Raw genomic sequence first — 22,135 nt, 5'->3', positions numbered from 1 at the left:
TCCCTTCGGTCTTGCGTTTCCGACTCTATCAGACTCTTTCGTGTCCGATTCCCGGTCGAAGCGGGGCCGCTTTCCAGTTCCACGCTTTCGCGTTTTCCTTTCCGGCGAGTCCGACTCTATCAGATCCTTTCGGGCCTGATTCCCAGTCAGCGGGGTTTGTCTTCCCGGCCGTTGGGCCGTTCCGACGAGTGAGACTTTAGCGGAATCCTGGGCCTCGACGCTAATCGGGGTCGCGTTCCTTCGAACGCGGATTCCTCATTTCGCAAATGCGCACAGAAAGTCGGGCGACAGGTGTCGCCGACGAGATGTGGCTACTGCGGAATGGCTGTCCGGGGACCGACCAGGGTCGGCGCTCACGTCGGACAACTCGGAGCACATTACGGTTGTCGGCGTGTCGTGTCAACCCCGAGCTGGGCCGGGGCCTGATGGAGGACCTCGGACAGCCGAGAGGGCTGGGGCGAAGTGTCGGCGTCACGGTCGGCGTGGGACGGGCGTGCTTGCTGGGCTCGCTCGGTCCGACCGCCGGTACCGACGGGCCGTCCCCCATCGTGCGGGCGATCGTGGCGGAGGTCTCGGCCCGGTGGGCCGTACGTGTGAGCACGCATGAGGTGGAGGTGGAGGTCGATGCCGGTCGCGGTGTCTGCCGACGTTCCGATGTCGTCGTCGCGAACCCACCGTCGTGTCGTTGCCCGGCGGTGGGTTCGCGGAGGTGGTGCGCGGTTCGGAGCTGATCGAGGCTGCGGGGCGGGGACGGAGCGCCTGTCCGGTCAGCCGTTGCCGGTGGCGAGTTCGCGGCTGCGGTCGCGGGCGGCTTCCAGGGCGGCGATGAGGGCGGCCCGTACACCGTGGTTCTCCAGCTCGCGGATCGCACTGATGGTGGTGCCGGCCGGGCTGGTGACGGCTTCGCGGAGCTTGACGGGGTGTTCGCCACTGTCCCGGAGCATCACGGCGGCCCCGATGGCGGCCTGGACGATCAGTTCGTGGGCCTGGGCCCGGGGCAGACCGAGCAGGATGCCCGCGTCGGTCATCGCCTCGACGAGGAAGTAGAAGTACGCGGGGCCCGAACCGGAGAGAGCGGTTGCCGCGTCCTGCTGGGACTCGGGAACGCGCAGGGTCTTGCCGACGCCGCCGAAGATCGCCTCGGCGGTGGCGAGGTGTGCGCTGGTGGCGTGGCTGCCCGCGGAGATGACGGACATGCCCTCGTCGACGAGGACGGGGGTGTTCGGCATGACGCGTACGACCGGGGTGTTCGCGGTGAGACGGTCCTCGATGAAGGCGGTGGTGATGCCCGCGGCGGCGCTGATGACCAGGCGGTCGGCGGTGACGTGCTCGGCGAGCTCGTCGAGGAGCCGGCCCATGTCCTGGGGCTTGACCGCGAGGATGAGGATGTCGGCGCGCTTGGCGGCCTCGGCGTTGGTGACGGAATCGACTCCGTAGCGGCTGTGCAGTTCCTCGGCACGTTCGGAGCGGCGGGTGGTGACCAGCAGGTTCGCCGGGCGCCAACCTGCCCGGATCATGCCGCTGAGCAGGGCCTCGCCGATCTTGCCGGTGCCGAGGACGGCAACTGTCTGGGTCATGCGGTTCACCCTCCGGGCTGTGCTCGCTGTTCTGCGTCGTGCTGACGGGGCTCGGTGCGCGGGCCCGTACGCGGGTCCGTGCTTGTGTCCGTCATCCTCGCACCGGGGGCGGTCAGGCGGTACGTCGGCGGAGTGTGGCCGCGCCGAGGGCGAGGACGAGCAGGGCGCAGCCGGCGACGACCAGCACGTCGCGGACGAAGTCGCCGGTGACGTCGGTGTGGTGGAGGACCTCGTTCATGCCGTCGACCGCGTACGACATGGGCAGGACGTTCGAGATCGCTTCGAGGGCGGGCGCCATCCGGTCGCGGGCGATGAACAGTCCGCAGAGCAGGAGCTGCGGGAAGATCACCGCCGGCATGAACTGGACCGCCTGGAACTCCGATGCGGCGAAGGCCGAGACGAAGAGGCCCAGCGCCGTGCCGAGCAGGGCGTCGAGCAGGGCGACGAGGAGCAGCAGCCACGCGGAGCCGGTGACGTCCAGGCCGAGCGCCCAGACCGAGAGCGCGGTGGCCAGGAGGGACTGGAGGATCGCCACGGCGCCGAAGGCGAGGGCGTAGCCGCCGATCAGGTCGCCCTTGCCGAGCGGCATGGCGAGGAGACGTTCGAGCGTGCTCGAGGTGCGTTCGCGCAGGGTGGCGATCGAGGTCACCAGGAACATCGTGATCAGCGGGAAGATGCCGAGGAGCGATGCGCCGATGGCGTCGAAGGTGCGGGGGCTGCCGTCGAACACGTACCGGAGCAGCGTGATCATCACGACCGGGATCAGCAGGAGCAGTGCGACGGTGCGGGGGTCGTGGGTCAGCTGGCGCAGGACGCGGGCGGCGGTGGCCACGGTGCGGGCGGGGCTCAGCGGTGGTGCGGCCGGGTGGACGCGGCTTTGGGACAGGGGCTGTGGGGCCGGGTTCGGGCCCGGGTTCGAGGTCGAGGTCGGGGTCGTGCTCATCGGAGGGTCTCCTGACGGGTGGCGGCTTCGTCGACCAGGTGGAGGAATGCCTCTTCGACGGTGGCGGTACGGGCAGCGGTGCGCAGGGCCTCGGGGGTGTCGTCGGCGAGGATCTCGCCCTCGCGCATGAGCAGCAGGCGGTGGCAGCGCTCGGCCTCGTCCATGACGTGGGAGGAGACGAGGAGTGTGGTGCCGCGGTCGGCGGCGAGGGTGTGGAAGAGGTTCCACAGGTCGCGACGGAGTACCGGGTCCAGGCCCACGGTCGGTTCGTCGAGCACCAGGAGTTCGGGGGTGCCGAGCAGGGCCACGGCGAGGGAGACCCGGGTGAGCTGGCCGCCGGAGAGGGCGCCGGCCAGGGCGTCGGCGTGGCTGGTCAGGTCCACCTCGGTGATCGCGCGGGCGACCGCGGCTCGGCGGGCGTCCCGGTGACGGCGGCCCGGCTGGAGGATCGCCGCGAAGTAGTCGAGGTTCTGCCGGACGGTCAGGTCGGTGTAGACGGACGGAGCCTGGGTGACGTACCCGATGCGTGGGCGGAGGGTGGGGTGGCCCGCTGGGCTGCCGAGCACCGTGAGAGTGCCCGTGACCTTGGCCTGGGTGCCCACGATGGCGCGCATCAGGGTGGATTTGCCACAGCCCGAGGGGCCGAGCAGGCCGGTGATCCTGCCGGGTTCGACGGTGAAGTCGAGGTCGCGGAGGACGGTGCGGTTGCCTCGTACGACGGCGAGGCCACGGGCCTCGATGGCGACGCCCGAACAATTCATCATGCGATGAATTTTGATCCTGGCGGTACCCCTCGTCAAGAGGCCGGGCGGCGGTGGCGAGGCGGCGCGGAGGAGCCGCGGCGGGGGGCGGGGCTCGGCATGGCCGGGATGCGAGCGGTCGGGGGCCGCTCGGCATGGCCGGGATGCGAGCGGTCGGGGGCGTGATCGGACGGGGCATTCCACCCCTCTGTGCTTCCGTGCCCACCGACCGGTTCCGGCGGGAGCCGGGGGCGGGGCCGGAAGAAGACATGGGGTCATCGTGGCCCGCGCGGAGGCCCGGTGTCGGTGCTCGCGGGACTTGGCCGCGCGGGTGCGGGCCGGGCCTGTCCGAGCGGGTCTCGGCCGCGCGCAGAGCCCGACCCGCACGCGAGGAGGGCTGCCCGAACGGGGAGCAGGTCCGCTGCCGCGCCCGTACGGCGTGGCCCTGGGCCCTGCCCTTCGGTTCCTACTTGCGCTTGGGCCGCTTGCCCTTGGTGGTCTTGCGGGCGGCCGGGTTCCCGGTGCGGGACGAGCGGCGCTTCGCGTAGCGGGCCAGGGCCGCCTCGTACTCCGTGCGGCGCAGTCGCTCGCCCGGCGCCTCCATGAACGTACGGAGGAAGTACGCGATCAGCGAGCCGACGAAACCGATCGTCTTCAGACCGCGCAGACTGGCCTCGCGTGCCGGATCCGCCGGGCGGCGGCTGAACCCCTCCCATGTCTTGCGGAAGGCGATCGCGCTGCAGATGGCGAACATCGCGACGACCAGGATGCCGACGAGGTTGCCGACATCGGCGATCTGCAGTCCCTGGTAGGCGAAGCGCAGGACGAAGCAGGCGGCGACCGCCGCGACGAGGGAGCCGACCGCCGCCCCGACCCGTCGCAGCCCGTAGCCCCCTTCGTGGTCGACCCAGGTCGTACCGAAGAAGAACAGGGGCTCGGGCTGCGGACCCGGAGTGGTGGAGCCGGGCGTGGCGCTGCCGGGTGTCGCGCCGGTACCGGGGTCTTCGCTGTTCTCGCTCACGAGGTCGATTATCCCCGGGCGGCCACGGCCTCGGTCGGGCCGGTCACCGACGCGGGAGAACCGCCCCGGTCACGGCCCTGCCCGGATCGTGGCCCCGGACGGGTCGCGGTCGCGGTCAGTCGCAGCGCGGGGCGATGTAGCCGTCGCTGCCCGTGTGGACGTAGGCGTCCGACACGAACTGGCCGTTGGCGATGTTGTCCCAGATGTTCGAGGTGCCGTACGGGCCGGTGACCCGCTCCCCCGGCTTCTGGCAGTAGACCGGAACCTTCATTCCGTACGGGAGCGTCCGGACGATGCCGTACTGGGTACCCGGCCCCGTGCGGACGTTGACGCGGTAGCCGGGTGCGATGGGGTACCGGGTGACGTCGTCGGTGCCGGCGAGCGCGGCCGTGCCCTCGGCCGCGTCTGCGGTGACGGTGTCGATCTGCTCTTCCATGGCCATGAGGCCCTCCCCCGCTGAGAGACGGTATGTACAAGACGGTATGTACGACGCGCAGGCTACAAGCCCCGGCCGCATCGCACACACCATCGACTAGGCTCCGTGCGTCGCGCTTGCGGACGAACACACGGGGGTGGGCGATGCCGCCGCTGCGAGGTACCGGAGCGGATCCGGAAGCGGAGCATCCGGAGTACGCCGGTCAGTACCGCCTTGAGGCATGTCTCGGCGCGGGCGGCATGGGCATCGTGCATCTGGCGCGCTCCGCCTCGGGACTTCAGCTCGCCGTCAAGGTGGTGCATCGGCACTACTCCGCGGACCCCGAGTTCAGGGCTCGTTTCCGGCAGGAGGTCGGGGCGGCGAGGCGGGTCAGCGGGGCCTTCACCGCACCGGTCGTCGATGCCGATCCGGATGCCGCGCGCCCGTGGATGGCCACGCTGTACGTGCCCGGTCCCACGCTCTCGGACCAGGTGAAGCGGAACGGGCCGATGGCTCCCGCCGAGCTGCGCAGGCTGACGGCCGGACTCGCCGAGGCGCTGCGCGACATCCACCGGGCCGGGGTCATCCACCGCGACCTCAAGCCGAGCAATGTGCTGCTCTCCGACTCCGGGCCCAAGGTCATCGACTTCGGGATCTCCCGGCCGTACGACAGCGACCTGCGCACCGAGACGGGCAAACTGATCGGCTCGCCGCCGTACATGGCGCCCGAGCAGTTCCAGCGTCCGCGCGAGGTCGGGCCCGCCGCGGACGTGTTCGCGCTGGGGGCCGTGCTCGTCCACGCGGCGACCGGTCGGGGGCCCTTCGACTCCGACAGCCCGTACATCGTGGCCTACCAGGTGGTGCACGACGAGGCCGATCTGGCGGGGGTGCCGACGGACCTGGCTCCGCTGATCGGGCAGTGCCTGGCGAAGGACCCCGCGGAGCGGCCCACCCCGGACGAGATCATGGCGGAGCTGCGCCCTCCTTCGTACGACGCCGCCGCGTTCATACCGTCGCAGCGGCGGCCCGGCGCCGTCGGAAACCGAGCCGAGGCCGGATCCGAGGCCGGATCCGATGCCGAAGGCCCTGCGGTCGCGACGCCGGAGCCCGAGGCCGGGGCGGAAGCCGACACGCATGTGGGCGCGGGCATCACGACCGGCGGCGGCAAACGGCGGTGGCAGCTGGCAGCCGTCGCGGCCGCACTGCTCGTCGTGGGTGCCGGCGGGGTGTGGGCGGCCGGTGTCATGGGCGGCTCCGGCGAGTCGGGGGAGTCAGGTGGTGCGAAGGGGTCGGTGGCGGCGTTCGCGCCGTGGCGGACATCGCTCGTGACCTCGGGCAGCGCGACGCCGGTCTGTTCCTCGGCGGGCGGCACCGGCGGAAAGGCCGGGGAGGGGGTGTCCGGCCGGACCGCGGCGTTGTACTGCGCCGCGGGCGGTGTCGGCGCCGCCCGGCTGGATCCCACCGACGGCCGGGTGCTGTGGTCCCGCCGCTCAGCCGGGAACACTCCCTCGGCCGGCGTGCTGTCGCTCGCCGGCGGCCTGGTGCACAAGGCCGTGCCGGGCGGGAAGCTCCGGGCGTACGACCCTGACAAGGGCGAACAGGTCTGGGCCGCGGATCTCTCCCCGTACGTCGGCACGCCCTTCGCCGCGGGTGACACGCTGCTGCTGGCGGCCGAGGACGGTACGACCGAGGCGCTCGACTCGGCCACCGGCGTGTCCCGCTGGAGGCATTCGCTCGCGGGGCACCGGCGCCCGGACTTCGCGCTGTACGACGACGCGTCCGGGCTCGCCTACGCGTTCGAGCACTCGGCCTACGGGTCCACCACGCTGGTCACGGCGCTCGACGCGGCTTCCGGGCACGCGGCGTGGCAGCGGCGGCTGGACGGAATGCTCACCCCGGTGGGGACCTCCGGCGGCGCACTCGTCCTGACATCCATGAACGGGGACGCCCAGACCGTCGGACTCGTCCGCTACGACCCGGAGAGCGGGCACGTCACACGGGTGGCACTGCCGTTCCGGATGAACGAACCGGAAGCCGCGGTGGGTGGGGACACCGCCTATCTGCTGGCCCACGGCGGAACCCTGGTCGCCGTCGACACGCGCCCGGCCGGCGGAAGAGGCGCCGAAAAGGGCGCCGGCAAGGGCGGCGAGAAGGGCGCCGGAAAGGGCGCCGAAAAGGGCGCCGGCAAGGGCGGCGAGAAGGGCGCCGGAAAGCGGGACGGCGGAGCCGTTCTCTGGCAGCTGGAGACCGCGGCCGGGCGGACGTCGGCGCCCGTCCTCGCCACCGGGAACCGGCTGTACTTCTCCGCGGCGGACGGACGCCTGCTCGCCGTGGACACCGAGCGTGGAACCCTGCTGGGCCAGACGAGCCCCCGGCTCCGGGACGGGAAGCTCAGCTACGCCTCGACGCTGCCCGCCCCCGTCGCCGTCGCCGTCGGCCGGACCGTCTTCGGGACCGCGCCCGACGGGTCCGTGTTCGGCGTGGACGGCAAGGACCCCGCTCACTGGTGAGATCGGGGCCCTGTCCTGCCACGGCGTTCGCGGCTCGGTTCAGCCGAGCTTGGACACGTCCCGCACCGCGCCCCGGTCCGCGCTCGTCGCCATCGCCGCGTACGCGCGCAGTGCCGCACTGACCTTGCGGTCGCGGTTCTTCGGCGCGTACACCCCGTTCAGCGCCTCGCGGCGGGCGGTCAGCTCGGCCTCGGGGACGAGGAGCTCGATCGAGCGGTTCGGGATGTCGATCCTGATCCGGTCGCCGTCCTCGACGAGCGCGATGCTGCCGCCCGACGCGGCCTCCGGCGACGCGTGGCCGATGGACAGCCCCGACGTGCCGCCGGAGAAGCGGCCGTCGGTCACCAGGGCGCAGCTCTTGCCGAGGCCGCGGCCCTTGAGGAAGGACGTGGGGTAGAGCATCTCCTGCATGCCGGGGCCGCCGCGCGGGCCCTCGTAACGGATGACGACGACGTCGCCCTCCTTGATCTCCTTGCGGAGGATCTTGTCGACGGCCTCCTCCTGCGACTCGCAGACGACCGCCGGACCCTCGAAGGTCCAGATCGACTCGTCGACCCCCGCCGTCTTCACGACGCAGCCGTCCTCGGCGAGGTTCCCCGTGAGGACCGCGAGGCCGCCGTCCTTGGAGTACGCGTGCGCCAGGTCGCGGATGCAGCCGCCGGCCGCGTCCAGGTCGAGGGTGTCCCAGCGCTCGGACTGCGAGAAGGCGGTCGCGGAGCGGACGCATCCGGGGGCCGCGTGCCACAGCTCGACGGCCTCGGGGGACGGGGAACCGCCGCGCACGTCCCAGTTCTTCAGCCACTCCGCGAGGGTGGCGGAGTGGACCGAGTGCACGTCCTCGTCGAGCAGGCCGCCGCGGTGCAGCTCGCCCAGGATGGCGGGGATGCCGCCGGCCCGGTGCACGTCCTCCATGTAGTACGTGCCGCCGGGCGCCACGTTGGGCGCGACCTTGGACAGGCAGGGGACGCGGCGCGAGACCTCGTTGATGTCGTCGAGGTCGTAGGAGAGCTCGGCCTCCTGCGCGGCGGCGAGCAGGTGCAGGATCGTGTTGGTCGAGCCGCCCATGGCGATGTCGAGCGCCATGGCGTTGTCGAACGCGGCGCGGGTGCCGATGGAGCGGGGCAGGACCGTCACGTCGTCCTGCTCGTAGTAGCGCTTGGTGATCTCGACGACCGTGCGGCCGGCGTCCTCGTACAGCGCCTTGCGGGCGGTGTGCGTGGCGAGGACCGAGCCGTTGCCGGGGAGGGAGAGACCGAGGACCTCGGTCAGGCAGTTCATCGAGTTGGCGGTGAACATGCCGGAACAGCTGCCGCAGGTGGGGCAGGCGTTCTCCTCGATACGGAGGATGTCCTCGTCCGAGACGTTCTCGTTGACGGCGTCACTGATCGCGTTGATCAGGTCGAGCTTGCGGACCGTGCCGTCGACGAGGGTGGCCCGGCCGGCCTCCATCGGGCCACCGGAGACGAAGACCGTCGGGATGTTGAGGCGCATCGCGGCCATCAGCATGCCGGGGGTGATCTTGTCGCAGTTGGAGATGCAGATCAGCGCGTCCGCGCAGTGCGCCTCGACCATGTACTCGACGGAGTCGGCGATCAGGTCGCGGGAGGGGAGGCTGTACAGCATCCCGGCGTGGCCCATCGCGATGCCGTCGTCGACGGCGATCGTGTTGAACTCTCGGGGCACGGCGCCCGCGGCCTTGATCGCGTCGGAGACGATCCGGCCGACGGGAGCCAGGTGGGTGTGGCCCGGGACGAACTCGGTGAAGGAGTTGGCGACTGCGATGATCGGCTTGCCGATGTCCTCGCTCGCCACGCCCGAGGCCCGCATAAGGGCGCGGGCGCCTGCCATGTTGCGGCCGTGGGTGACAGTGCGGGACCTCAGCTCGGGCATCGTCGCTCGCTCCTTAGACGGAAAAGACTGCTTCCGAGCCTACGCCTCCGGCTCCAAGATCTGGACACGGTGTCCGCTATACGGGACGGGGTGCTCGGTGGGTGGGCGGCGCATCGAGGCGGTACGGAGGCGCCGGAACGCGCGGCGGGCGGGACGGTTTCACCGCAGGCCGCGGTGGTGGGATCAGGATTCCGTCAGGTAGCGCTGCAGCGTCGGTGCCACCATCTCGATGATCTGCTCGGGGGGTGCCGAAGCCAGTGGCTCCGCCCGGATGACGTAGCGCAGCATCGCGATCCCGAGCATGTGCGAGGCGGCCAGTTCCGCGCGGAAGGTCGCGTCCGGGACGTCGAGTGTCTCCGCGATGCGTTCCAGGAGGCGGCGCAGGACGAAGCCGCGGAGGACCTTCGCCGCCGCCTCGTGCGTCAGCGCGGACCGCATGACCGCCAGCAGCGGAACCCTCGACGCCGGGTTCTCCCACACGGCGATGAAATAGCGGGCCAGCCGCTCCCCCAGGCCGTCGGTGCCGCTGCCCAGGATGGCCGGGATCACCAGGGCCGGCTCGAAGGAGAGCTCGATGGCGGCCGCGAAGACCTCGTCCTTCGTGCCGAAGTAGTGGTGGACGAGGGCGGGGTCGACGCCTGCCGCCTTGGCGATGCCCCGGATCGACGTCTTGTCGTAGCCGCGCTCCGCGAATTCGGTGCGGGCGGCCTCCAGGATGCGGGTACGGGCGTCGGGGCCGGTGGTGTCGGCCGTCCGGGAGGGGCGGCCTCGGCGCCTGGGGGCAGGGTTCGCGGGGCCGTCGGCGCCGGTGGGGCCCTCGGTCACGGGCGCGGCGCCTCGGCCGAGGAGGACGCCAGGTGGAGCCGGGTGAAGGCCAGCGCCTCCGCCAGGTCGGCCTCGCGTTCGGCAGTGGACATGGCACGCCGGGTGTTGACCTCGATGACGACATGGCCGCCGAAGCCGGTGCGGGCCAAATGCTCCAGGAGTTCGGCGCAGGGCTGGTCGCCGCGGCCGGGCACCAGGTGCTCGTCCTTGTTGGAGCCCTTGCCGTCGGCGAGGTGGACGTGGGCGAGCCGGCCGCCCATCCGGTCGACCATCGCCATGCCGTCGGTGCGGGCCGTCGCCGTGTGCGAGAGGTCCACGGTGAAGTGACGGTAGTCGTCGTTGGTGACGTCCCAGTCGGGGGCGTACGCGAGCATCTCGCGGTCCCGGTAGCGCCAGGGGTACATGTTCTCGACGGCGAACCGCACGTCGGTCTCGTCCGCCATGTGCCAGATCCCTCTGACGAAGTCGCGTGCGTAGTTGCGCTGCCAACGGAACGGCGGGTGTACGACGACGGTCGTCGCCCCGAGCTTCTCGGCGGCGGCACGCGCCCGCTGGAGCTTCACCCACGGATCGGTGGACCAGACGCGCTGTGTGATCAGGAGGCAGGGCGCGTGGACGGCGAGGATCGGTACCCCGTGATAGTCCGAGAGCCGTCGCAGGGCCTCGATGTCCTGGCTGACGGGGTCGGTCCACACCATGACCTCGACGCCGTCGTAACCGAGACGCGCGGCGATCTCGAAGGCCGTCGACGTCGACTCCGGATAGACGGATGCCGTCGACAGGGCGACCTTCGCATCCGGGATGCGCACCACTGGTTCTGCCACTGGGACAGCGTACGGGCAGCGGAACGCCTCACCGAGAGACCCGGGGCGGAAAGTGAGAAGGGCCATGGCGGGCTCCTGGCCGGCCCCGCGACACCCAGCGGGCCCCGAGCCGGCCTTCCGGCGCTCAGCGCAGCGCGGCCTGCTCCGTGGGCAGGTGGTCCAGACGGCGCAGGATGACGCCCTCGCGCAGCGCCCAGGGGCAGATCTCCAGCTCCTCGACCCCGAACAGATCCATGGCACCTTCCGCGACCAGCGCCCCGGCCAGCAGCTGTGCCGCCCGGCCCTCGGAGACCCCGGGCAGGTCGCACCGCTGCCGCACGGTCATCGACGCCAGCTTCGGCACCCACTCCTCCAGCGACTTGCGGGTGAGGGCGCGCTGCACGTACAGACCGTCGGTGCTACGCGCGGCGCCCGCGATCCTGGCGAGCTGCTTGAAGGTCTTGGAGGTGCCGACGACATGGTCCGGGCGCCCGAGGCGGGTGAATTCGCCGACGCTCCGGGCGATCCTGGCCCGTACATGGCGGCGCAGCGCCTTCACGTCCGCCGGGTCCGGCGGATCGCCCGGCAGCCATCCGGCGGTCAGCCGGCCTGCCCCGAGCGGCAGCGACACCGCTGCGTCCGGCTCCTCGTCCATGCCGTACGCGACCTCCAGCGAGCCGCCGCCGATGTCCAGGACCAGCAGCCGCCCCGCCGACCAGCCGAACCAGCGGCGGGCGGCGAGGAAGGTGAGCCGGGCCTCCTCCGCACCGCTGAGGACGGCGAGGTCGATGCCCGTCTCCTCCCGGACCCGGGCCAGCACCTGGTCGGCGTTGCTCGCCTCCCGCACCGCGGACGTGGCGAACGGCAGGACGTCCTCGCACCCCTTGTCCTCGGCGGCCTGCAGCGCATCGGTGATCGTCGCCACGAGCCGGTCCACGCCGTGGGGGCCGATCGCCGCGTCCTCGTCGAGGAGTTCGGCCAGGCGCAGTTCCGCCTTGTGCGAGTGCGCGGGCAGCGGGCGCGCACCGGGGTGCGCGTCCACCACCAGCAGATGCACTGTGTTCGAACCGACGTCGAGGACTCCGAGTCTCATACCCGGAACGCTACCGGGGCGGCGGACTTACTCTTGGCCCGTGCCAAAGACGAAAAAGGCGAAGCCGGGCAAAAACACGAAGAAGCAGAGAACGAAGCAGGAGATGCGGCAGCAGGAAGCGAACGGACCGAACCGGTCCGAGGACGAAACGGGTATCGATTTCGCACGGGCCTGGGTCGAGTTCCCCGACCCGGCGGACGACGAGCAGGTCTTCCGCTGCGACCTGACCTGGCTGACCTCCAGGTGGACCTGCATCTTCGGCAGTGGCTGCCAGGGCATCCAGGCAGGCCGCGCGGACGACGGATGCTGCACCCTGGGCGCGCACTTCTCGGACAAGGACGACGAGAAGCGCGTGGCCGGCCATGTCGCACGGCTGACCCCTGAGCTGTGGCAGTTCCACGACGTCGGCACCAGGACCGGCTGGGTCGAGGTCGACGACGACGGGGAACGCCAGACGCGGCGCTGGGAGGGTTCGTGCATCTTCCAGAACCGTCCCGGGTTCGCGGCGGGCGCGGGCTGCTCGCTGCACATCCTGGCGCTGCGGGAGGGCAAGGAGCCTCTGGAGACCAAGCCGGACGTCTGCTGGCAGCTGCCGATCCGGCGTACGTACGACTGGATCGACCGGCCCGACGACACCCGTGTGCTCCAGGTGTCGATCGGCGAGTACGACCGCAGGGGCTGGGGTCCGGGCGGTCACGATCTGCACTGGTGGTGCACGTCGGCGACCTCGGCGCACGGGGCCGGTGAGCCGGTGTACGTGTCGTACCGGCCGGAGCTCACCGAGCTGATGGGCAAGGAGGCGTACGACCGGCTGGTCGAGCTGTGCGAGGAGCGCCTGTCCTCGCTGCTGCCGATGGCACCGCACCCGGCGGACCCGGCGGACCCGGCGTAGGGGCCGGAACGTGACGCCGACGGCTGGGGCGTGACGGCTGAGGCCTGGCGTGACGGCTGAGGCCGGCGCGACAGCTGGGGGCCTCCCGGCGGCTCGGCCGGTGTCGCCGCGGCGGCCTGTTCATGCCGGACGGACCGCGTCGCCTCCGACCGCTCGCTGTCGCACCGGGCATCCCGTTCCACGCCGGACGGCCCACCGCGCCCCCGACGTCCCGTTTCAGCCCGCCGGGGTGGTCGTGCCCGTCCCGGGGTCGGTCGGGGTCGACGGGTCCGGGGTCGGGGTCGGATCGGTCGGGGCCGGGTCCGTCGGTGTCGGCGTCGGTTCGCTCGGGCCGGGCGTCGGGTCGGTCGGCTGTGTGGGATGCGGCGAGGACGAGGGCGGAGCCGACGGGCCGGAGGGGTCGGGCGGACCCGGGTGTCCCGGACCGCCGGGTGACGGTGCCGGCGCCCCGTGCCCCCGGATCACCACGACCGAATCCGAGGGAGCGAGGGCGATACGGGCGCTCCACGGACCGGCGGGTTCTCGCGGATGGTCCTCAAGGACGCGGACCGTGACGCTCTCGCCCGCGGCGAGCGTCCCCGAGGAACTGCTCAGACGCAGCCAGGACACGTCCGCGCGGGCCGACCAGGCGACGGGGGCACCGCCCGAGGCGGTCAGGCGGATCACTGTCGTGCCGCCGGACGAGCGGGCCTCGACGGTGAGCCCGCCGACGCCCCGCACCGAACCCGAGCTGATCACCTCGGCCGAGACGTCCGGGGTGCGACCGTCCCTGAAGCGGGCGCCCGGCTGGGGACGGGCGTTGCCGGCGTTCTCGTAGTGGCCGTCCGGAGCGCCGTCGTCGTGGCGGACGTCCGTCTCGGTCGCGGTGACCGAGGAACCCTCATGGCCCTCGCCGGTCTGCGGCGCGCCGCGGTAGGCGGTCCACAACGCGATCACCGGGGCGGCCACGACCGTCGCCACCACCGTTGTCGTCACCACCCTGGCCCGCATCCGGTCCCGGCGCGCGGCGTGGTCCTTCGGGTCCAGCGGGAAGCCCGCCCGGTCGAAGCGCGGGCCACCGGACCGGTTCCGCTGGGCGTGGACCATCGCGACGTAGGCGGAGGGCCGCGGTGCCTCGACGACCGGCAGCACGGCGGCCGGGGTGAGCGGGGCTCCCGGCCAGGGGCCCTCGGCGCCGGCCCGCTCGGCGGCCCGGCGGCAGCGGGGACAGTCGTCGACGTGGCGGACGAGTTCACGGCGCAGGGTCGCGGAGAGCAGGACGCGGTGCTCGCCGGTGAGCCGGGCGACGGTGGGACAGCTGCCGGTCTCGACGACGGCGAGGGCGGCGCGGGTCCGTTCCACCTCGCAGGCTGCGGCGGCCAGGAGGTCCCGGGCGGTCGCGGGTTCCAGGCCGAGGACGGAGGCGACAGCACGCGGGGCGAGGCGGTGGCGCACGGCGAGTTCGAGCGCTTCGCGCTGTTCGGGGGTGGTACCCGCGGCCTCGGGCCAGGCCAGCTGGGCGAGTTCGCGGCGGTGCGCCTCGGCGGCGGCTTCGGATTCGAGGGTGGGTGCCTTGCCCGCCGGGGTGCCGCCCGGAGTGAAGGCGGCGGGGGCGGGGGCCTTCGCAAGAGCGGCGGGGGGCGTACGGCGTCCCGTGCGCGCCCCCTGGGCGGCCGTCCCGCCCGGCTGCTTGCCCGGAGGTCCGCCCGCCCGCTTCGGTTCCCGCTTCGTCTCCTGCTTCGCCGGCTGCCTTCCCGACAGCTTCCCGGCCTTGTGCCGGTGCGCCTGGCGGCCCTGTTTCCGTTCGGCGAGCTTGCGCAGACACATCCACCTGGCCAGTGCGTAAAGCCAGGATTTACGTTCCTCCTCGCCCGCCGGGCACCGGCCACCTTGCCGTTCCGCGATCGCGAGCACTCCACCGAGCGCCTCGGTGGCGGCGTCGTGGTCGCAGAGCACGGAGAGGCAGTAGGTGAACAGGCCGTCGAGATGCGGCTCGTAGCGTGCGGGAGGCCGCCGCGGCGAAGGCTGCGCCGCGGGGTGGGGCGCACGGCGCCGCGCCCGGTGTGCGCCGGTGGTGTGCGTAGGGGGCTCCAGCCTGCTGCTCATCACCTGGCGACCGTAGGCAGCACACAGCATGCTTTTAACGCCCCTTCAGCACATTTAATCCTTACGGGTGAACGTATCGCTCAAAAGGGGACAGGAATTCATGGTTCAAGAGGCCGAAACCGGGAATCCGGGGGGTTGGAATCAGACATTCCGGCGGAAGTGCCGGGGTAGTCGACGGGCGCGTACCCGCGCCGGGCGGCGCCTCGGACCGCGCCCGGCGGCACTGTCCGACCTCACCTATACGGTTGCGCCATGGCTGCCCGTACGAAATCCGCGAAGGACCGGCCGTCCTACCGCTGCACCGAATGCGGCTGGACGACCGCCAAGTGGCTCGGCCGCTGCCCCGAATGCCAGGCCTGGGGGACGGTCGAGGAGTTCGGCGGCGCCCCCGCCGTGCGGACCACCGCGGCCGGCCGGGTCAGCACGGCCGCGCTCCCCATCGGCCAGGTCGACAGTCGGCAGGCCACCGCCCGGTCGACCGGCGTGGGCGAGCTGGACCGGGTGCTCGGCGGCGGTCTCGTCCCCGGGGCCGTCGTGCTCCTCGCGGGCGAGCCGGGCGTCGGGAAGTCGACGCTGCTGCTCGACGTGGCCGCGAAGGCGGCGAGCGACGACCACCGCACGCTCTATGTCACCGCCGAGGAGTCCGCGAGCCAGGTGCGCCTGCGCGCCGACCGGATCCGGGCGATCAACGACCATCTGTACCTCGCCGCCGAGACCGACCTCTCCGCGGTCCTCGGCCATCTGGACGCCGTCAAGCCGTCGCTCCTCGTGCTCGACTCCGTACAGACCGTCGCCTCACCCGAGATCGACGGGGCGCCCGGCGGCATGGCGCAGGTCCGGGAGGTCGCCGGTGCGCTCATCCGGGCCTCCAAGGAGCGCGGTATGTCGACGCTCCTGGTCGGCCACGTCACCAAGGACGGGGCGATCGCGGGGCCGCGGCTGCTGGAGCATCTCGTCGACGTGGTGCTGTCCTTCGAGGGCGACCGCCATGCCCGGCTACGCCTCGTGCGGGGTGTCAAGAACAGATACGGCGCGACCGACGAGGTCGGCTGCTTCGAGCTGCACGACGAGGGCATCACGGGCCTCGCCGACCCGTCCGGGCTCTTCCTCACCCGGCGCGACGAGCCCGTCCCCGGCACCTGCCTGACCGTCACCCTGGAGGGCAAGCGCCCGCTCGTCGCGGAGGTCCAGGCGCTGACGGTCGACTCACAGATCCCGTCACCCCGGCGCACCACCTCTGGCCTGGAGACGTCCCGGGTGTCGATGATGCTGGCCGTTCTGGAGCAGCGCGGCCGGATCAGCTCGCTCGGCAAGCGGGACATCTACAGCGCGACGGTCGGCGGCGTGAAGCTCTCCGAGCCCGCCGCGGACCTCGCCGTCGCACTGGCACTGGCCAGCGCGGCCAGTGACACCCCGCTCCCCAAGAACCTGGTGGCGATCGGCGAGGTGGGCCTCGCGGGCGAGGTCAGAAGGGTCACGGGGGTCCAGCGCAGGCTGGCCGAGGCGCACCGTCTGGGCTTCACGCACGCACTGGTCCCGACCGACCCCGGAAAGGTCCCGGCCGGTATGAAGGTCACAGAAGTCGCCAACATGGGCGATGCGCTGAGGGTGCTCCCGCGCCGGTCCCGCGCACAGGCCCCACAGGAGGAGAACGCGCGCCGGTAGACTTTGCCCTGGTCTCGCCCGTCCGTACGAACGGCATGAGGGACGCAAGGGCACCACAAACCTGTGACCGGAGGAGTGCAGTGGCAGCCAGCGACCGGGCAACATCGCCCGGAAAGTCCGGCCAAAGCACCGGTAACGAGGCGCTGATGCGCGCCTCGTTGTCCGCCGTCGCGCCCGGAATGGCCCTGCGGGACGGCCTGGAGCGCATCCTCCGAGGCAACACCGGCGGGCTGATCGTCCTGGGCATGGACAGAACGGTCGAGTCGATGTGCACCGGCGGTTTCGTGCTGGACGTGGAGTTCACCGCGACGCGCCTGCGCGAGCTGGCCAAGCTCGACGGGGCGCTGATCCTCGACAAGGACATGACCAAGATCCTGCGTGCCGGTGTGCAGCTGGTCCCGGACGCCTCCATCCCCACCGAGGAGACCGGCACCCGTCATCGCACGGCGGACCGGGTCTCCAAGCAGTGCAACTTCCCGGTCGTCTCGGTCTCGCAGTCGATGCGTCTCATCGCGCTGTACGTCGACGGCGAGCGCCGGGTCCTGGAGGAGTCCGCCGCGATCCTCTCCCGCGCCAACCAGGCACTCGCCACCCTGGAGCGCTACAAGCTCCGGCTCGACGAGGTCGCGGGCACGCTCTCGGCTCTGGAGATCGAGGACCTGGTGACGGTCCGGGACGTGACGTCCGTCGCACAGCGGCTGGAGATGGTCCGCCGGATCGCGACCGAGATCGCGGAGTACGTGGTGGAGCTGGGCACCGACGGCCGGCTCCTCTCACTCCAGCTCGACGAGTTGATCGCGGGTGTCGAGCCGGAGCGTGAGCTGGTCGTGCGCGACTATGTTCCGGAGCCGACCGCCAAGCGGTCCCGCACGGTCGCCGAGGCCCTCACCGAACTCGACGCGCTCTCCCACACCGAGCTGCTCGAACTCCCCGTCGTCGCACGGGCACTGGGGTACAGCGGCTCGCCGGAGACGCTGGATTCGGCGGTCTCGCCGCGCGGCTTCCGGCTGCTGGCGAAGGTGCCGCGGCTGCCCGGGGCGATCATCGACCGGCTGGTGGAGCACTTCGGCGGTCTGCAGAAGCTGCTCGCCGCCAGCGTGGACGACCTCCAGACGGTCGACGGCGTCGGCGAGGCGCGGGCGCGGAGTGTGCGCGAGGGGCTGTCCCGGCTGGCCGAGTCGTCGATCCTTGAGCGGTACGTGTAGCGGTACGTGTAGCGGTACGTGTAGCGGTACGTGTAGCGGTACGGACAGAAGCCGGCGCCGGGGCCCGGGAGACCGGGCCCCGGAGTGCTTTCCGCAACGGGCCGCCCCTAGGGAGCTCAGCCCTTCTTCCAGCCCTCTCCCGGCCTTCCGCCTGACTTCTCCTCGGCCGCCCGCGGCCGTTTCCCGGCCTTCTCCCCGGCCCTTGCCCGCATCCTTCGCTCAGTCCTTCTCAAGACGGAACGAGGCGCGCTGCAACGGCTCGCCCGGCGCCTTCGCCTCGACCAGATAGGTACCGGGCGCGGCGGTCCCCGCGGGCGGCGTCGCGCACTGCGGAACGCTCTTCTTGCGGTCCCACTCCACGGTGTGGACGACGGTCGCGCCCGCCGGGACCTTCAGCAGCAGGCTGCCGCCGTTGCGCGGGCAGTCTTTGGAGGACCACACCTGGTTGTCGTCGCCACCGGCCTCGGTGATGGTGAGCACCGCGCTCTTCGGCCCGAAGTCGGCCTTGCAGGTGGTGGACGAGGTGTTCTTGGCGATCAACCGGAACTTCGGCTTCTCGTCGAGGCCGTAGCTGACTTCGGTACTCAGGCTCAACTGCAGTGCGCCGGGGGCGCAGTCGGGGAGCGAAGAGCCCGCCGGGACCTGCTCACCGGTCACCGCACCGTTGCCGCCCGCACCCCCGGCGCCGGTGCCCGATCCGCCGCCGGTGTCCGTGCCGCTGCCGCCGCTCGCGCCGCCGTCGGAACCCGCCCCCGTACCGCCGGTGCCCCCGCCGCCGGTGTCGTCCGACTCGTCGCGTCCGCCCGGCTGTTGGCTGATGGCCGTACCCGGCCGGGAGGGGCCGGGAGTGATCTCGTGCGCAGGCCCCTTGCCGCCGGGCCGGGAGTCGTCCGCGTTCTTCTTGCCGCCACCGCCGGAGGTGACGCCCCATGCGATCAGCAGCGCGAGCAGCGCAACCAGCGTCGCCGCTACGGCCCTCCGTCGCCAGTAGATGGTGGAGGGAAGCGGCCCGATCGGATTACGCAAAGATCCCACGGCGCAAACTCTACGAGAGATCGGCGCCGACTCCCGCCCCACCCGCCGCCCGGCCCGGAAGTTTTGCGGATCATCATCCCGGGACGCCCCGTTCCGCCGGGTCTTCCGGCCGAGTTGGACCCTCGGGATCGTCCCGTCCGACCACTCCGTTTCGTTGACTACCCTCTGTCACATGGATAGTTCATCTACTGCCCCGCTCTACCGGGACATCACCGACTTCGCTCATGACATGCCGTCATGGGTGCAACACCTGGCCGAGATATGGACGGAGCTCGGCCTTCTGGTCTTCGGCGTCCTGTTCATCACCGGGTGGTGGCGCGCCCGCCGGGCGGACGAGGGCGCCCTGGCCCTGGCGGTGCTCGCGCCCCTCGCGACGGCCTTCGCCTACGTGGGCAGCGAGCTGTTCAAATCGTTGGTGAACGAGGAGCGCCCGTGCAGGGCGGTCGCCGGGGCGGCGGCGTCGCTGGTGCCGTGTCCGCCGGTGGGCGACTGGTCGTTCCCCAGCAACCACTCCACGATCGCCGGCGCGGCAGCCGTGGCCCTGGCGATGGCCCGGCCCCGGCTGGCCTGGTTCACCGTGCCGCTGGCCCTGCTGATGGCCTTCTCCCGGGTCTTCGTCGGGGTGCACTACCCGCATGATGTGGCGGTCGGTCTGCTGCTGGGTGCGGCGGTGGCGGCCGTGGTGGTGGCGGTGCTGCGCCGCCCGGCACAGTCGCTCGCCCGCACCGTACGAAGCAGCGGGGCCCCGGTGGCGGCCCTGGTCTCGGGGCCGGGTACGCGGACGGCACCGGTGGTGGCCGGCCGGTCCCGGAGGCGGCGCAAACGGCACTGACGGCCCGGAGGGAGTCCCCTTGGGCCGGTTGCCGGACACCGAGGGGACAAGACGGGTGGCATTATCACCCCAAGGGCCCTCACGAGGCACGACACCACAGTGCGCGAAGCCGATGTCCGCTCTTCCGTGCCAGGATCGTCGGTGCGATGACTGCCATGACTGCGACACAGACGCCCCCCGCCTCCCTCCACGCTCCCGTCATCGGGTGGTTCGAACAGCACGCCCGCGATCTGCCCTGGCGCCGCCCCGAAGCGGGCGCCTGGGGTGTGATGGTGAGCGAGTTCATGCTGCAGCAGACCCCCGTCAGCCGGGTCCTCCCGGTGTACGAACAGTGGCTGGCCCGCTGGCCCCGCCCGGCCGACCTGGCCGCCGAGCCGCCCGGCGAGGCGGTCCGCGCCTGGGGCCGGCTCGGCTACCCGCGCCGGGCGCTGCGGCTGCACGGGGCCGCCCAGGCAATAACGGAACGGCACGGCGGCGACGTACCGAGCGAGCACGGTCAGCTGCTCGCACTGCCCGGCATCGGTGAGTACACGGCGGCGGCCGTGGCCTCGTTCGCGTACGGACAGCGGCATGCCGTGCTCGACACGAACGTCCGCCGGGTGTTCGCCCGCGCCGCGACCGGCATCCAGTACCCGCCGAACGCGACCACCGCGGCCGAGCGCAAGCTCGCCCGCGCGCTGCTCCCCGAGGAGGACGAGCGGGCCGCCCGCTGGGCCGCCGCGACGATGGAGCTCGGCGCCCTCGTCTGCACCGCCAAGAACGAGGACTGCACCCACTGCCCGATCGCCGAGCAGTGCGCCTGGCGGCTGGCCGGGAAGCCCGCGCACCAGGGGCCCCCGCGGCGCGGTCAGACGTACGCGGGCACGGACCGGCAGGTGCGCGGCCGACTGCTCGCCGTACTGCGCGAGGCCGTGACACCGGTGCCGCAGTCGGCACTGGACGCGGTGTGGGACGAACCGGTGCAGCGCGCCCGCGCGCTGGACGGACTGGTCGCGGACGGCTTGGTCGAACCGCTGGCCGGCGGACGGTACCGGCTGCCGCTGAGCTGAGCCGCAGGCTCGCCTCTCCCCTGCTGTTACACAACCGATGGACAGCCGTGCGTCGGCGTATGGCTGCTCCGCACAGCCTCGTGACAACAGCTCCGTACCGTCAACGACGTCGGTCCGGCCCATCGGTGGCCGACAGCGGTTCAACGGGGTTCTACGGGGACGGAGGCGGTTGGAATGGCGCAGGGCGAGGTGCTCGAATTCGAGGAGTACGTACGCACTCGGCAGGAGGCACTGCTGCGCAGTGCGCGCCGACTCGTACCCGACCCGGTGGACGCGCAGGACCTGCTGCAGACCGCCCTGGCCCGCACGTACGGCCGCTGGGACGGCATCGCCGACAAGTCCCTCGCCGACGCCTATCTGCGCCGCGTCATGATCAACACCCGTACCGAGTGGTGGCGGGCCCGCAAGCTGGACGAGGTCCCCACCGAACAACTGCCCGACGCGAGCGTCGAGGACGGCACCGAGCAGCGCGCCGACCGCGCCCTGCTGATGGATGTGCTGGGCGTACTGGCTCCCAAGCAGCGCAGCGTCGTCGTGCTGCGACACTGGGAGCAGATGAGTACGGAAGAGACGGCCGCGGCGCTCGGTATGTCGGCCGGTACGGTGAAGAGCACGCTGCACCGTGCGCTGGCCCGGCTGCGCCAGGAGCTGGAGAGCCGTGAGGCAGCGAGCAGGGAGGCCCGGCTCCGGGAGGAGCAGGGACCGACCGCGGCCGGCCGTGCTCCGGTACGTGCGCGGGCAACGGCGCAGGTCGGGCTGCAGCCGGGCAGGCGTGTGGACGAACGGGGGCGGGAGCGGTGCGCGGCCTGACAGCCAGCGATGACAGCGGCAACGGCGACGGGGACGGCAACCGTGTCGGCGGCGGGAACGACGGTGGCCGCGAGGCCACCGGCAGGCGTGGCCGGGTCCTGACCGGCTGGGCGGCGAGCACCACGACCCTGGTCGGGCTCGCCGCCTTCGGGCTGTTCGTCGTCGGGTGCTCCACCGGCGGTACCGGCACCCGGGACGAGGGCCCGGCGGGCACCCAGCCGGTCGCCCAGGTCACGCCGAGCACCGAGCCGTCGACCACGGCGAAGCCGACGCCGCGGGTCGATCCCGTGGCGCTGCTCAAGCACGACCCCAAGGTCAGCCAGCGGGTCAGGACGGAACTGAAGCCCTGCAGCGGCTCCGCGTACCCGGTGGACACCTCGTACGGCACCCTGACCGGCGGTCCCTCGGCCGACGTCGTGGTGAACGTGATGACCTGCGGTGATTCGGTGGGGGTCGGCACCTATGTGTACCGCCAGCGGACCAACGGCACGTACGAGAACGTGTTCGCCGTCGAGCAGCCCGCGGTGTACGGCACCATCGACCGCGGTGATCTGGTGGTGACGGCCCAGGTGTACGAGAAGAAGGACTCGGTCGCGTACCCCTCCGGCGAGGAAGTGATCACCTACGACTGGGCGGACAACCGGTTCAACGAGCACGACCGGGTGCACAACGACTTCAACCGAGCCGTCGGTAACGGAGAGGCCGGTCTTCCGGAATCCGCGGAACCGGCGGGGAACTGAGAGCA

19 protein-coding genes are annotated in these 22,135 nt (G+C 71.9%); 8 read left to right on the top strand and 11 right to left on the bottom strand.

Features of this window, described 5'->3' with window-relative positions; all coding sequences use genetic code 11:
- Positions 1–767 precede the first annotated feature (767 nt).
- The 5 genes from proC to ABZ826_RS14405 form a co-directional block, all read right to left on the bottom strand.
- On the bottom strand, positions 768–1,577 hold the full coding sequence (proC, locus tag ABZ826_RS14425; RefSeq protein ID WP_361446953.1) for a pyrroline-5-carboxylate reductase: 810 nt from the start codon (positions 1,575–1,577) through the stop codon (positions 768–770).
- Positions 1,578–1,689: 112 nt separating this feature from the next.
- On the bottom strand, positions 1,690–2,520 hold the full coding sequence (locus ABZ826_RS14420) for an ABC transporter permease (RefSeq protein WP_361446951.1): 831 nt from the start codon (positions 2,518–2,520) through the stop codon (positions 1,690–1,692).
- On the bottom strand, positions 2,517–3,284 hold the full coding sequence (locus ABZ826_RS14415) for an ABC transporter ATP-binding protein (protein WP_361446949.1): 768 nt from the start codon (positions 3,282–3,284) through the stop codon (positions 2,517–2,519). Before ABZ826_RS14415 ends, ABZ826_RS14420 begins: the two co-directional genes overlap by 4 nt.
- Positions 3,285–3,726: 442 nt before the next feature.
- A complete protein-coding gene (locus tag ABZ826_RS14410) occupies positions 3,727–4,281 on the bottom strand; it encodes a hypothetical protein (protein ID WP_361446947.1) in 555 nt (184 codons plus the stop codon).
- 115 nt (positions 4,282–4,396) lie between these two features.
- Entirely contained in the window at positions 4,397–4,723 is a 327-nt protein-coding gene (locus ABZ826_RS14405; RefSeq protein ID WP_361446945.1) for an SH3 domain-containing protein, read from the bottom strand.
- A 137-nt stretch (positions 4,724–4,860) separates the two neighbouring features.
- Between ABZ826_RS14405 and ABZ826_RS14400 the strand changes: the two genes are divergently transcribed.
- Complete coding sequence (locus tag ABZ826_RS14400) at positions 4,861–7,206, top strand: serine/threonine-protein kinase (protein ID WP_361446943.1); 2,346 nt, start codon at positions 4,861–4,863, stop codon at positions 7,204–7,206.
- A 39-nt stretch (positions 7,207–7,245) separates the two neighbouring features.
- Here ABZ826_RS14400 and ilvD read toward each other — a convergent pair whose 3' ends face one another.
- The 4 genes from ilvD to ABZ826_RS14380 form a co-directional block, all read right to left on the bottom strand.
- On the bottom strand, positions 7,246–9,096 hold the full coding sequence (gene ilvD, locus ABZ826_RS14395; RefSeq protein ID WP_361446941.1) for a dihydroxy-acid dehydratase: 1,851 nt from the start codon (positions 9,094–9,096) through the stop codon (positions 7,246–7,248).
- A gap of 183 nt (positions 9,097–9,279) precedes the next feature.
- Positions 9,280–9,921 carry a TetR family transcriptional regulator gene (locus ABZ826_RS14390; protein WP_361446939.1) on the bottom strand — a complete coding sequence of 214 codons (642 nt, stop codon included), beginning with the start codon at positions 9,919–9,921 and terminating at the stop codon, positions 9,280–9,282.
- Positions 9,918–10,745, bottom strand: a complete 828-nt coding sequence (locus tag ABZ826_RS14385) for a sugar phosphate isomerase/epimerase (RefSeq protein ID WP_361446937.1) — start codon at positions 10,743–10,745, stop codon at positions 9,918–9,920. The genes ABZ826_RS14390 and ABZ826_RS14385 overlap by 4 nt, the downstream gene beginning before the upstream one ends.
- Positions 10,746–10,869: 124 nt before the next feature.
- Positions 10,870–11,817, bottom strand: a complete 948-nt coding sequence (locus tag ABZ826_RS14380; protein ID WP_361446935.1) for a Ppx/GppA phosphatase family protein — start codon at positions 11,815–11,817, stop codon at positions 10,870–10,872.
- A gap of 40 nt (positions 11,818–11,857) precedes the next feature.
- Here ABZ826_RS14380 and ABZ826_RS14375 point away from each other — a divergent pair, with 40 nt between their 5' ends.
- Positions 11,858–12,709 carry a hypothetical protein gene (locus ABZ826_RS14375; RefSeq protein ID WP_361446933.1) on the top strand — a complete coding sequence of 284 codons (852 nt, stop codon included), beginning with the start codon at positions 11,858–11,860 and terminating at the stop codon, positions 12,707–12,709.
- 216 nt (positions 12,710–12,925) lie between these two features.
- Here the strand turns inward: ABZ826_RS14375 and ABZ826_RS14370 are convergent, their stop codons facing one another.
- Positions 12,926–14,794 carry a hypothetical protein gene (locus ABZ826_RS14370; protein WP_361446931.1) on the bottom strand — a complete coding sequence of 623 codons (1,869 nt, stop codon included), beginning with the start codon at positions 14,792–14,794 and terminating at the stop codon, positions 12,926–12,928.
- 252 nt (positions 14,795–15,046) lie between these two features.
- On the opposite strand from ABZ826_RS14370, the gene radA reads away from it, so the two are divergent.
- Together radA and disA are read left to right on the top strand one after the other, a co-directional pair.
- Positions 15,047–16,459, top strand: a complete 1,413-nt coding sequence (radA, locus tag ABZ826_RS14365; RefSeq protein WP_361446929.1) for a DNA repair protein RadA — start codon at positions 15,047–15,049, stop codon at positions 16,457–16,459.
- Between the two features lie 80 nt (positions 16,460–16,539).
- Positions 16,540–17,664: a DNA integrity scanning diadenylate cyclase DisA gene (disA, locus tag ABZ826_RS14360; RefSeq protein WP_361446927.1), complete on the top strand. Its 1,125-nt coding sequence runs from the start codon at positions 16,540–16,542 to the stop codon at positions 17,662–17,664.
- Positions 17,665–17,883: 219 nt separating this feature from the next.
- Here disA and ABZ826_RS14355 read toward each other — a convergent pair whose 3' ends face one another.
- Complete coding sequence (locus ABZ826_RS14355) at positions 17,884–18,699, bottom strand: hypothetical protein (RefSeq protein ID WP_361446925.1); 816 nt, start codon at positions 18,697–18,699, stop codon at positions 17,884–17,886.
- 172 nt (positions 18,700–18,871) lie between these two features.
- Between ABZ826_RS14355 and ABZ826_RS14350 the strand changes: the two genes are divergently transcribed.
- The 4 genes from ABZ826_RS14350 (at position 18,872) to ABZ826_RS14335 (ending at position 22,130) form a co-directional block, all read left to right on the top strand.
- Complete coding sequence (locus ABZ826_RS14350) at positions 18,872–19,531, top strand: phosphatase PAP2 family protein (protein WP_361446923.1); 660 nt, start codon at positions 18,872–18,874, stop codon at positions 19,529–19,531.
- A 146-nt stretch (positions 19,532–19,677) separates the two neighbouring features.
- The gene (locus ABZ826_RS14345; protein WP_361446921.1) at positions 19,678–20,580 is read left to right on the top strand and encodes an A/G-specific adenine glycosylase; all 903 of its coding nucleotides are present in this window, start codon (positions 19,678–19,680) and stop codon (positions 20,578–20,580) included.
- Between the two features lie 174 nt (positions 20,581–20,754).
- Positions 20,755–21,390 carry a SigE family RNA polymerase sigma factor gene (locus tag ABZ826_RS14340; RefSeq protein WP_361446919.1) on the top strand — a complete coding sequence of 212 codons (636 nt, stop codon included), beginning with the start codon at positions 20,755–20,757 and terminating at the stop codon, positions 21,388–21,390.
- A gap of 98 nt (positions 21,391–21,488) precedes the next feature.
- Positions 21,489–22,130, top strand: coding sequence for a hypothetical protein (locus ABZ826_RS14335; RefSeq protein WP_361446969.1), 642 nt, complete (start codon positions 21,489–21,491; stop codon positions 22,128–22,130).
- Positions 22,131–22,135: the final 5 nt, after the last annotated feature.

It is taken from the genome of Streptomyces sp. NPDC047515 (assembly GCF_040643055.1).
Taxonomy (GTDB): Bacteria; Actinomycetota; Actinomycetes; order Streptomycetales; family Streptomycetaceae; genus Streptomyces.
The sequence above is the reverse complement of the archived record's forward strand: the minus strand, read 5'-3'. Positions and strand labels throughout refer to the sequence as shown.

Coding starts and splice junctions, on each gene's coding strand:
- ABZ826_RS14350 (WP_361446923.1), top strand. CDS start 18,872: ATGGATAGTTCATCTACTGCCCCGCTCTACCGGGACATCACCGACTTC.
- proC (WP_361446953.1), bottom strand. CDS start 1,577: ATGACCCAGACAGTTGCCGTCCTCGGCACCGGCAAGATCGGCGAGGCC.
- ABZ826_RS14345 (WP_361446921.1), top strand. CDS start 19,678: ATGACTGCCATGACTGCGACACAGACGCCCCCCGCCTCCCTCCACGCT.
- ABZ826_RS14405 (WP_361446945.1), bottom strand. CDS start 4,723: ATGGCCATGGAAGAGCAGATCGACACCGTCACCGCAGACGCGGCCGAG.
- ABZ826_RS14400 (WP_361446943.1), top strand. CDS start 4,861: ATGCCGCCGCTGCGAGGTACCGGAGCGGATCCGGAAGCGGAGCATCCG.
- ABZ826_RS14415 (WP_361446949.1), bottom strand. CDS start 3,284: ATGATGAATTGTTCGGGCGTCGCCATCGAGGCCCGTGGCCTCGCCGTC.
- radA (WP_361446929.1), top strand. CDS start 15,047: ATGGCTGCCCGTACGAAATCCGCGAAGGACCGGCCGTCCTACCGCTGC.
- ABZ826_RS14340 (WP_361446919.1), top strand. CDS start 20,755: ATGGCGCAGGGCGAGGTGCTCGAATTCGAGGAGTACGTACGCACTCGG.
- ilvD (WP_361446941.1), bottom strand. CDS start 9,096: ATGCCCGAGCTGAGGTCCCGCACTGTCACCCACGGCCGCAACATGGCA.
- ABZ826_RS14420 (WP_361446951.1), bottom strand. CDS start 2,520: ATGAGCACGACCCCGACCTCGACCTCGAACCCGGGCCCGAACCCGGCC.
- ABZ826_RS14380 (WP_361446935.1), bottom strand. CDS start 11,817: ATGAGACTCGGAGTCCTCGACGTCGGTTCGAACACAGTGCATCTGCTG.
- ABZ826_RS14370 (WP_361446931.1), bottom strand. CDS start 14,794: ATGAGCAGCAGGCTGGAGCCCCCTACGCACACCACCGGCGCACACCGG.